The following is a 10,195-nucleotide window of genomic DNA, read 5'->3' on the forward strand; positions in this document are numbered from 1 at the left end:
CGAACGTCTCGGTCTTGACGATGTCGGTCTGCGCCGGCATGTCGATGATCGCCGGGTGGACGTAGAAGCCACCGCCGGTGCTGCTGCTCGCCTCAGCGGACTGCGCTCCCCCGGTGGCGAGCCTGCCGCCGTCGGACTGCGCCTGCGACACCGCAGCACCGAACGCACGGAAGGCCGTCTCGTCGACGAGCGGGCCGACCAGGGTCGATGACTTGAGGGGCGAGCCGATCGGCAGCGTCTCGTAGGCAGCCTTGAGCCGGGTCACGAGGTCGTCCTTGATCGACTCGTGCACGATGATGCGCCGCAGCGACGTGCATCGCTGGCCCGCGGTGCCGACGGCGGAGAACACGATGCCCCGCACCGCGAGGTCGAGGTCGGCGGACGGTGCGACGACCGGGGCGTTGTTGCCGCCGAGCTCGAGCAGCGTCCGGCCGAGGCGGGCGGCCACACGCGGTGCGACCTCCTTGCCCATGCGGGTCGAGCCGGTGGCCGACACCAGCGGCACCCGGGGGTCGTCGACGAGCACCTCACCGACGGTTCGGTCGCCGATGAGCACGGCGGAGAGCCCGTCGGGCACGCCAGCACGACGTCCTGCCTCGAGCGCGAGTGCCTGGCAGCCCAGAGCGGTGAGGGTGGTCTTCTCGGAGGGCTTCCACACGACGGCGTCGCCGCAGACGAAGGCGAGCGCGGCGTTCCACGACCACACCGCGACCGGGAAGTTGAACGCCGAGATGACGCCGATGACGCCGAGCGGGTGCCACTGCTCCATCATGCGGTGGCCGGGTCGCTCGGTGGCGATCGTCAGGCCGTGCAGCTGGCGCGACAGGCCGACCGCGAGGTCGCAGATGTCGATCATCTCCTGCACCTCGCCGGCGCCCTCGGAGACGATCTTGCCCGCCTCGATCGACACCAGCGCGCCGAGGTCGTCCTTGTGCTCGCGCAACAGCTCGCCGAGCTCGCGCACGAACTGGCCTCGCGCGGGCGCGGGCACGGTGCGCCACTGCTGGAACGCCGCATGAGCGTTGCCGACCAGCTCGGTCGCCTCGGCGGCCGTGTGCGAACGGAGCCGGCCGATCTCGTGCCCGTCGATCGGTGAGCGACACACCAGGTCGCCGTCGGCGACGAACGGATCGCCTGCCCCGAGCCGCTGGAGGATGTCACGCGCCTGCGTGCTGATGTCAGTCATGCTCATACCTCTCCCTCTGCGGCGAAGTGCAGACCGGCCTGCGTCGAGAACAGCGCCTCGAGCGTGATGTCCTCCTGCTTGATGAACCCCGACTGCGGCAACGATCCGTCGGCCACCAGCTCGACGACGCTGACCACGGAAGCGGCGGTCGTCCAGGAGATCGCCCGCCAGACGCGGCCGGAGATGTTGAGCGGCTTGTAGGCGCGGACGTAGTTCTCGCGGAACGGATGGCCGTTCTTGCGTCCCTCGACCGCCGCATGGACGAACACGACGTCGTCGTTGACGGGCGGTTTGGACGCCACCAGCATCGACCCGACCAGCTCGCGCTGCTCCCGCAGGTTGAGCTCGTCGAACAGGAAGTGCATCTGGTCGAAATGTCCGGGATAGCGCAACGTCTTGTAGTCCAGACGATGGACCCGGCCCTCGTACGTCTCGCACATCGTGCCCAGCCCGCCGGACGTCAGGGCGGCCTCGAGCTCGATGCCCCCGATGAGGACGCGTTCCTTCCCGGTCATGGCCGGCACCATCTGCCGGTTGCCCGACCGGACGACCTCGCAGTCGTTGAGGTACTCGTTGACCACCCCCTCAGGCGACCAGTTGATGGCGTAGCCCAGCAGGCCGGTGGGGTTCTGCGGCAGCGCGCCGACCTTGAGCTCGATCGAGCGGATCTCCTCGAAGGTCTTGGCGATCGAGGCCCCGATGATGCCGATGAGTCCGGGTGCGAGGCCGCACTGTGGGGCGAACGCGGCACCCGGCCGCCCCGTCGCGAGCTGCTCGGCCGCGAGCTCGATGACCCGGTTGGTCGTCGGGACGTCTTCGGTGAGGTCGAAGTAGTGCACGCTCGAGTCGTAGGCGGCCTCGGCGACCTCGATGTTGAGATGGAACGGCAGGCATGACACGACGGCATCGACGCCACGCAACGAGTCACGGAGCGCAGCCCGGTCGTTGACGTCGAGAGCCTTGACCTCGAACCCGAGGTCGTCGTGGGGTGCGGCGTCATAGCCGACGACCTTGAACCCGGACTCCTCCAACATCACGGCGACAAGCTCGCCGACCTTGCCGAGACCGAACACTGCGACCTGATTGATGATGCGCGTCATGAAATCCTCCTCAAGACCACGATGGATCTCAACGCGGCACGATCGTGCGCCGAGTCGTGATCGGCGTCACAGCACAGTATCGCGAGCTGGCGTCCCCCCCTGTCCCGGCTGGCCGGTACAGCGGGGGACGCAGCGCATCGCTCGGCCTATCCCGCGATCGACACCGGGACGACGTCGGTCGCACCCATGCGGGCGGCATCGGCGGTTGCGTCGTCGGGCATGGTCTGGCTCTCCCGCTCGGCCTCGACGCGCTTGAGATAGTGCTCGACCTCGTTGGCGCGCTGCGCCTCGTCCCACCCGAGCACCCCGCCCATGAGGTCGGCGACCATCGGTGCCGCCGCCGTGCCACGGTCGAACTCCTCGAACGAGATGCGGGTGCGCCGGGTGATGACGTCGTCGACGTGGCGGGCACCCTCATGTGAGACGGCGTAGACGACCTCGGCCCGCAAGTAATCCGGCGCCCCGTGGAGGGGCAGGCCCAGATCGGGGTCGTCGGCGACCAGCGCGAGCACCTCGTCGATCAGCGAGCCGTAACGTCCCAGCAGGTGGGTGATGCGCTCCACATGCAGTCCGCTGGTCGACGCCATGAGGTGGAGCCGGTTCGAGACGGCCTCGAACCCTTCGGCGCCGAGGAGCGGGACGTGCTCAGTCGCGCAGGGCGGCACCCGCGTGTCGGTCTGCCCGGCCAGGCCGTGGGCAGCCTGGTCGATGACGTCCTTGGCCATGATCCTGTACGTCGTGTACTTGCCACCCGCGATCACTGTCAGGCCGGGTGCCGCACTGGCCACTGCGTGCTCACGCGAGAGCTTGCTCGTCGCTTCGTCCTCGCCGTGGAGCAGTGGTCGCAGGCCGGCATAGACCCCGGCGACATCATCGTGCGTGAGGGGCTTCTCGAGCACCGTGTTGACGTGGTCGAGGAGATAGTCGATGTCGCTGCGGCTGGCCGCCGGGTGGTCCTTGGACAGCGACCAGTCGGTGTCGGTCGTGCCGATGACCCAGTGGCGACCCCACGGGATCACGAACAGCACAGACGTGCCGGCGCGAAGGATCAGCCCCGACTCACTGTGGATGCGGTCGCGCGGCACCACGAGGTGCACACCCTTGCTCGAGCGGACGTGAAACGTGCCGCGCTCCCCCGCGAATGACTGGGTCTCGTCGGTCCAGACCCCCGTCGCGTTGACGACCTGGCGGGCGCGCACCGTGATGGTGCGCCCGGACTCGAGGTCGCGGACCTCGGCGCCCACGACTCGTCCGCCCTCCTTGACCAGCGACGTGACCCGTGCACGGGTCGCGATGTGCGCACCGTACGCAGCCGCAGTCCGCGACAGGAACATCGTGTGTCGAGCATCGTCGACCTGGGCGTCGTAGTACTGCAGAGCCCCGACGAGCGCGTCCTTGCGCAGCGACGGCGCGATGCGTCGCGCTCCGCGGCGCGTCAGGTGTCGGTGGAGCGGAACACCGGCACCGTAGCCCGATGCCTTGCTCATGGCGTCGTAGAGCGCGACGCCCGCACCGGCGTAGAACCGCTCCCACCCACGGTGTTGCAGCGGGTAGAGGAACGGCACCTCGTGCACGAGGTGCGGCGCAAGCCTCTGCAGGCTCAGGCCGCGCTCCTTGAGGGCTTCGGCGACGAGGCGGAAGTCGAGCATCTCGAGGTAGCGCAGGCCCCCGTGCATGAGCTTGCTCGACCTGCTCGACGTGCCCGAGGCGAGGTCACGCGCCTCGACCAGCCCGACCGACAGCCCGCGGGTGACGGCGTCGAGGGCAGAACCACCCCCGACGACGCCACCCCCGATCACCAGGACGTCGAGCGTGGTGGCGCTCATCGCCTCGAGCGCCTCCTCGCGTGACTGCGGTGACAACGGTGCTGACCTCATGATCAGCTGACGTCGACCCAGTCGAGGGTCCTCGTGACGGCCTTCTTCCACTGGGTGTAGCCGGCCTCGCGCTGCTCTTCGTTCCACTGCGGCTCCCACCGCTTCGACTCGTTCCAGTTCTCGCGCAGCTCGTCGGTGGTGGCCCAGAAGCCCACGGCGAGACCCGCGGCGTACGCAGCACCCAGCGCCGTGGTCTCGGCGACAACCGGACGGCTGACCGCGACGCCAAGGACGTCGGCCTGGATCTGCATGCACAGCTCGTTGGCCGTGACACCACCGTCGACCTTGAGCACCTCGAGCACCACGCCGGAGTCCTTCTCCATGGCCTCGGCGACGTCGCGCGACTGGTAGCAGATGGCTTCGAGGGTGGCCCGCGCCAGGTGAGCATTGGTGTTGAAGCGCGAGAGGCCGACGATTGCCCCACGTGCGTCCGAGCGCCAGTACGGAGCGAAGAGCCCCGAGAATGCCGGCACGAAGTACACGCCGCCGTTGTCGTCGACCTGCCGGGCGAGCGACTCCGACTGCGCAGCGCCGGAGATGATGCCGAGCTGGTCGCGCAACCACTGCACTGCTGAACCGGTGACCGCGATCGAGCCCTCGAGGGCGTAGACCGGCTTGTCGTTGCCGAACTGGTAGCAGACCGTCGAGAGCAGACCTGCCTTGCTGCGCACCAGCTCGGTGCCGGTGTTCAGCAACATGAAGTTGCCTGTGCCATAGGTGTTCTTCGCCTCGCCGGGAGCGAAGCAGACCTGGCCCACGGTCGCGGCCTGCTGGTCACCCAGGATGCCGGTGATCGGCACCGCGCCGCCGAACGGCCCGTCCTCCAGCGTCATGCCGTAGGGCTCAGACGTCGAGGACGGCTTGATCTCGGGAAGCATCGCGCGCGGGATGTTGAAGAAGCCCAGCAGCTCGTCATCCCACTGCAGGGTCTCGAGGTCCATCAGCATCGTGCGGCTCGCGTTGGTCGGGTCAGTGACGTGGACGCCACCGTGGCGCCCACCGGTGAGGTGCCAGATCAGCCAGCTGTCGGTGTTGCCGAAGATCGCGTCGCCCTTCTCGGCCGCCTCGCGAACCCCCTCGACGTTCTCCAGGATCCACTGGATCTTGCCTCCGGAGAAGTAGGTTGCCGGCGGCAGCCCGGCCTTGCGGCGGATGATGTCGCCGCGCTCGTCACGATCGAGCGCGCTGGCGATGCGGTCGGTGCGGGTGTCCTGCCAGACGATCGCGTTGTAGTAGGGACGACCGGTGTTCTTGTTCCACACCACGGTGGTCTCGCGCTGGTTGGTGATGCCCAGTGCCGCGAGATCCTCGGGTCCGAGGCCCGCCTTCGTGAGGGTGGTCTGGATGACCGCGGACGTCCGTTCCCAGATCTCTGCGGGGTTGTGCTCGACCCAGCCAGCCTGGGGCATGATCTGGTCGTGCTCGAGCTGGTGACGCGCGACCTCGTTGCCGCCGTGGTCGAAGATCATGAAGCGGGTGCTCGTCGTGCCCTGGTCGATCGATCCGATGTAGTCAGCCATGGTCGTGCCTTTCGCTTGTGCCGGTGTGGGTGTGGGTGTGGGTGTGGATGGTGGTGTGGATGGTGGTGGTGGTCATGCGGAGCGGCCGGCCCTCTGCCCGCTGAGCTCGGCGTCCTGCACAGGCTCGGAGACGGTGATCGACTCGGGCTCGTTGGGCAGGTTCTTGTCGATGAAGTAGGTGAACAGACCGCCACCGATGAGTCCGCCGATGATCGGCGCCACGATCGGCAACCAGAAGTAGACGGGATGGCTGCCGCTGGTACTCATCCACGCATCGCCGTAACCGGTGATCCAGGAGGCGAGCCGCGGACCGAAGTCCCGGGCGGGGTTGATCGCGTAGCCGGCGTTGCCACCGAACGCCATGCCGAGCGCCACGACGAGCAGGCCGACGATGAACGGGCCGATGTTCGCCATGGGCGGGTTGTTGGTCGCCGTCGTCAGTGCGAAGATCACGAACACCAGGATCGCGGTGCCGACGATCTGGTCGAGGAAGGCCGACGGGATCGACACCCCCGCGGTAGGCGACGTCGAGAAGATGCCCTGCGTCGCGTAGGTGTGGTTGGGGTCGATCTTGGCGATCAGGTCGGCGTACGTCGCACGGACTATCAGTGCGGCGACGAACGCGCCCACGACCTGTGCCGCGATGTACGGCAGGACCTTGCGCCACTCAAATCCCTTGTACGCCGCCAGCGCGATCGTGACGGCCGGGTTCAGATGTGCCCCCGAGAGCCGGGCGGCAACGTAGATGCCCAACGTCACGCCGATGCCCCATGCCCACGCGATGGAGTCGTGGTCTCCTTGCGCTCCGTCGCCGGTCACGACCTGCGCCACGACTCCGGCGCCGAAAAGGATCAGGACCATGGTGCCGAAGACCTCGGCCGCCATCTCGCCCCACAAAGTATTTCTCGTCATGTGCATCCCCCAATTCAGTGGTGGCTCATTGCCGCCTGCTGCGAAAGTAGGTGTCGGTGTGACGTGGCTCAAGTGCAGGCGTTCGACATCGCCGAACGCGTCGCATAGCGTCGGGGAATGCCCGGTGCCATCCAGTCCATCGAACGGGCCGCGGCAGTGCTCAGGATCCTGGGCGGAGCGGGCCGCCCGCTGCGACTCTCGGAGATCGCCGATGCGCTCGATCTTCCCAAGCCGACGGTCTTCGGCATCGTCCGCACGTTGCGCGACGTCGGCTTCGTCCACCAGGACCGCTCGACGTCGGAGTACTCCCTCGGCGACGGCGTGCGCAATCTGCACGAGTCGGGCCTCGACCCCCATGACCTGCGCTCGCACGCCATGAGCTGGACGGACGCCCTCGCGTCCCGTACACATCTCGAGGTGCACATCGGCGTCCCCGACCCCGGCGGAGCCCGCATCGTCCACCACGTCTTCCGGCCCGACGACTCCACCCAGCAGCTGCGGGTCGGCGAGGTGCTTCCGTTCCACGCCAGCGCGATGGGCAAGGTCATGCTCGGCTTCGTCGCCGGCACTCCCACCAGGGCCAGGGTGCTCGACCGCTACACCCAGCGCACCCTCGTCAACCGGTCAGCGCTCGACGCCGACATGCATGGCGTCCGTGAGCGCGGTTGGGCATCCGAGCGCGGCGAGCTGCTGCCCGAGGTCGGCGCCGTGGCGGTGCCGCTGCGTGGCTACGGCGGCATCGGAGTGGGTGCGCTGGCGGTGGTGGGCCCGTTGGAGCGGGTGTTCCGCCACGCCGGTCCTCCCCTGGCCGACATCGTCGACGCCACCGTCGACACCGCAGTCTCGATCTCGCGGTCCCTGGGGCTGCAGGCATGAGCGAGACCGTTGTCGCCGGCATCGACCAGGGCACCACCTCGACCCGGTGCATGATCTTCGATCGCCAGGGCCGCACCCGGTCGTTGGCCCAGAGCGAGCACCGCCAGGTCTTCCCGCAGCCCGGTTGGGCCCAGCACGACGCCGATGAGATCTGGCGTCACGTCCAGCGACTCGTGCCGGAGGCCTTGGCGCAGGCCGGATTCGGTCACGGCCAGGTGGCAGCGCTCGGCATCGCCAACCAGCGCGAGACCACCGTGGTCTGGGACCGTGCGACCGGCCGGTCGGTCGCTCCGGCGATCACGTGGCAGGACACCCGTACGTCAGCAATTGTTGATGACCTCGTCGCGCGGTGCACGACCGATCACGTCATGGCCGTCACGGGGCTCCAGCCACGCACCTATTTCGCCGGCCCACGGCTCCGCTGGTTGCTCGATCACCGTCGCGGCCTGCGGCAACGCGCCGAGGCAGGTGAGCTGATGTTCGGCACGATGGAGAGCTGGCTGATCTGGAACCTCACCGGTGGCGTCCACGGGGGCGTCCACGTCACCGACGTCACAAACGCCAGTCGCACCATGATGATGGATCTGTCGACGGGCCAGTGGGACGACTCGATGCTCGATCTGCTCGACGTTCCCAGAGCCGTGCTGCCGAGCATCAGGTCGAATGCCGAGGTCTACGGCACCTGCGTCACGCCGCTGGCCGGGGTGCCGATCGCCGGCGCGCTCGGAGACCAGCAGGCCGCGCTGTTCGGTCAGACCTGCTTCGAGCCCGGCGACGCCAAGTGCACCTACGGGACCGGCGCGTTCCTGCTCGTCAACGCGGGTCCGGAGCGCCCGACACCGGGGGCGGCGGTGCTCCCGACCGTCGCCTACGCCCTGGGTGATGACGCCCCGGTATACGCCGTCGAAGGTTCCATTGCGATGGCAGGCTCCCTGGTGCAATGGCTCCGCGACTCGCTCGAGATCATCCCCACGGCACCGCAGGTGGAGACCCTCGCCAGCTCGGTCGAGGACAACGGCGGGTGCTACATCGTGCCCGCGTTCTCCGGTCTGTACGCCCCGCGGTGGGACCAGGATGCCCGCGGCGTGATCGTCGGCCTCACGTCGTTCGTCACCAAGGCGCACCTGGCCCGTGCGGTGCTCGAGGCCACGGCGTGGCAGACGTGGGAGGTCGTTGACGCCATCGGCCGTGATCTCGGCCTGACCCTCGAGTCCCTGCGGGTCGACGGTGGCATGACCTCCAACCACCTGCTGATGCAGATGGTCTCCGACGTCCTCGACGTGCCTGTCGAACGTCCCCTCGTGTCCGAGACGGTCTGCCTCGGCGCCGCCTACGTCGCCGGCCTGACGGTCGGCTACTGGACCGACCTGGCCGCGCTGAGCCACCACCGACACCTCGCGTCCGTGTGGCGCCCGCGGATGGACCCCGCAGTACGCACCCGTGAAGCCGAGCAGTGGAACCGCGCGGTCAGCCACGCCCTGGGGTGGGTGCTGCCCACCGCCTGAGCGAGCTGGGGGCCACTCAGGCAGGAATGGTCTGCGCCACCGCACGGTTGGCCGCCGACACGACTGCGCGCAGGGACGCCGTGACGATGTTGGCGTGGATGCCGACACCCCACACGATCTCGTCGCCGATCTCGCACTCGACGTAGGCGGCGGCGAGCGCGTCACCGCCGGTGGAGAGCGCGTGCTCGGAGTAGTCGAGCAGCCGGATGGCCGAGCCGGCCTGGCGCATGCCGTCAATGAATGCCGCCACCGGGCCGTTGCCCTCGCCCCTCAGCGACTGCACCTGCCCGCGGACGCGAAGATCGACGACCTGCTGGTCGCTGCCGTCGGACGAGGTGACGGAGCTGTAGCTCGAGAGGGCGTACGGCTCTTCGCGCTCGAGGTACTCGGCGCGGAACGCGTCCCAGATCGCGGCGGGCTCGATCTCGCCCGCCTCACCCTCGGTGAGTCGCTGCACGACCTGGCTGAACTCGATCTGCAGGCGCCGCGGCAGGTCGAGCTGGTGGTCGGTCTTGAGGATGTACGCGACACCGCCCTTGCCCGACTGGCTGTTGACGCGGATGACGGCCTCGTACGTCCGGCCCACATCTTTCGGGTCGATAGGAAGGTACGGAACGGCCCATTCAGCCTGTCCCACCGGTATGCCGTCGCGTTGCGCGCCCACGGTGAGCGCCTCCAGACCCTTCTTGATCGCGTCCTGGTGGGAGCCGCTGAACGCGGTGTAGACGAGGTCGCCGCCGTAGGGGTGACGCTCGTGGACAGAGATGCGGTTGCAGTACTCGACCGTGCGACGGACCTCGTCGATGTTGCTGAAGTCGATCTGCGGGTCGACGCCCTGCGTGAACAGGTTGAGCCCGAGGGTCACCAGGCAAACGTTGCCGGTGCGCTCTCCGTTGCCGAACAGACAGCCCTCGATGCGGTCGGCGCCGGCGAGGTATCCGAGCTCGGCTGCCGCGACCGCGGTGCCGCGATCGTTATGTGGGTGCAGCGAGATGACGACGTTCTCACGGTGGTTGAGGTGTCGTGACATCCACTCGATGGAATCCGCATAGACATTCGGGGACGCCATCTCGACGGTGGATGGCAGATTGATGATGACCTTGCGCTTCGGGGACGGCTCCAGGATTTCGAGTACCTCGTTACAGACCTCGAGCGCGAAATCCAGTTCGGTCCCGGTGAAACTCTCCGGCGAGTACTCGTAGAAGATCTCGGTGCCGTC

8 protein-coding genes are annotated in these 10,195 nt (G+C 68.1%); 2 read left to right on the plus strand and 6 right to left on the minus strand.

Annotation, left to right across the window (positions count from 1 at the left end; translation table 11 throughout):
- The 5 genes from H7290_RS01120 to H7290_RS01140 form a co-directional block, all read right to left on the minus strand.
- Positions 1–1,186 (minus strand): aldehyde dehydrogenase family protein (locus H7290_RS01120; RefSeq protein WP_290512175.1); only part of this gene is annotated, 1,186 nt, incomplete at its 3' end.
- 2 nt (positions 1,187–1,188) lie between these two features.
- Positions 1,189–2,286 (minus strand): saccharopine dehydrogenase C-terminal domain-containing protein, encoded by a 1,098-nt coding sequence (locus H7290_RS01125; protein WP_290512176.1) that lies wholly within the window; start codon positions 2,284–2,286, stop codon positions 1,189–1,191.
- A 146-nt stretch (positions 2,287–2,432) separates the two neighbouring features.
- Complete coding sequence (locus tag H7290_RS01130) at positions 2,433–4,163, minus strand: glycerol-3-phosphate dehydrogenase/oxidase (RefSeq protein WP_290512177.1); 1,731 nt, start codon at positions 4,161–4,163, stop codon at positions 2,433–2,435.
- Positions 4,164–4,165: 2 nt separating this feature from the next.
- On the minus strand, positions 4,166–5,683 hold the full coding sequence (gene glpK / locus H7290_RS01135; protein WP_290512178.1) for a glycerol kinase GlpK: 1,518 nt from the start codon (positions 5,681–5,683) through the stop codon (positions 4,166–4,168).
- 72 nt (positions 5,684–5,755) lie between these two features.
- A complete protein-coding gene (locus tag H7290_RS01140; protein WP_290512179.1) occupies positions 5,756–6,595 on the minus strand; it encodes an MIP/aquaporin family protein in 840 nt (279 codons plus the stop codon).
- A gap of 117 nt (positions 6,596–6,712) precedes the next feature.
- On the opposite strand from H7290_RS01140, the gene H7290_RS01145 reads away from it, so the two are divergent.
- Positions 6,713–7,471, plus strand: coding sequence for an IclR family transcriptional regulator (locus H7290_RS01145; protein ID WP_290512180.1), 759 nt, complete (start codon positions 6,713–6,715; stop codon positions 7,469–7,471).
- Positions 7,468–8,976 (plus strand): glycerol kinase GlpK, encoded by a 1,509-nt coding sequence (gene glpK / locus H7290_RS01150; RefSeq protein WP_290512181.1) that lies wholly within the window; start codon positions 7,468–7,470, stop codon positions 8,974–8,976. Before H7290_RS01145 ends, glpK (H7290_RS01150) begins: the two co-directional genes overlap by 4 nt.
- Before the next feature lie 16 nt (positions 8,977–8,992).
- On the opposite strand, the gene H7290_RS01155 is transcribed toward glpK (H7290_RS01150), so the two are convergent.
- Positions 8,993–10,195, minus strand: a 1,203-nt coding sequence (locus tag H7290_RS01155; RefSeq protein ID WP_290512182.1) for a 2-isopropylmalate synthase, incomplete at its 5' end; no start/stop codon positions are given.

It is taken from the genome of Aeromicrobium sp. (assembly GCF_014378035.1).
GTDB lineage: Bacteria > Actinomycetota > Actinomycetes > Propionibacteriales > Nocardioidaceae > Aeromicrobium.

Coding starts and splice junctions, on each gene's coding strand:
- H7290_RS01125 (WP_290512176.1), bottom strand. CDS start 2,286: ATGACGCGCATCATCAATCAGGTCGCAGTGTTCGGTCTCGGCAAGGTC.
- H7290_RS01130 (WP_290512177.1), bottom strand. CDS start 4,163: ATGAGGTCAGCACCGTTGTCACCGCAGTCACGCGAGGAGGCGCTCGAG.
- glpK (WP_290512178.1), bottom strand. CDS start 5,683: ATGGCTGACTACATCGGATCGATCGACCAGGGCACGACGAGCACCCGC.
- H7290_RS01140 (WP_290512179.1), bottom strand. CDS start 6,595: ATGACGAGAAATACTTTGTGGGGCGAGATGGCGGCCGAGGTCTTCGGC.
- H7290_RS01145 (WP_290512180.1), top strand. CDS start 6,713: ATGCCCGGTGCCATCCAGTCCATCGAACGGGCCGCGGCAGTGCTCAGG.
- glpK (WP_290512181.1), top strand. CDS start 7,468: ATGAGCGAGACCGTTGTCGCCGGCATCGACCAGGGCACCACCTCGACC.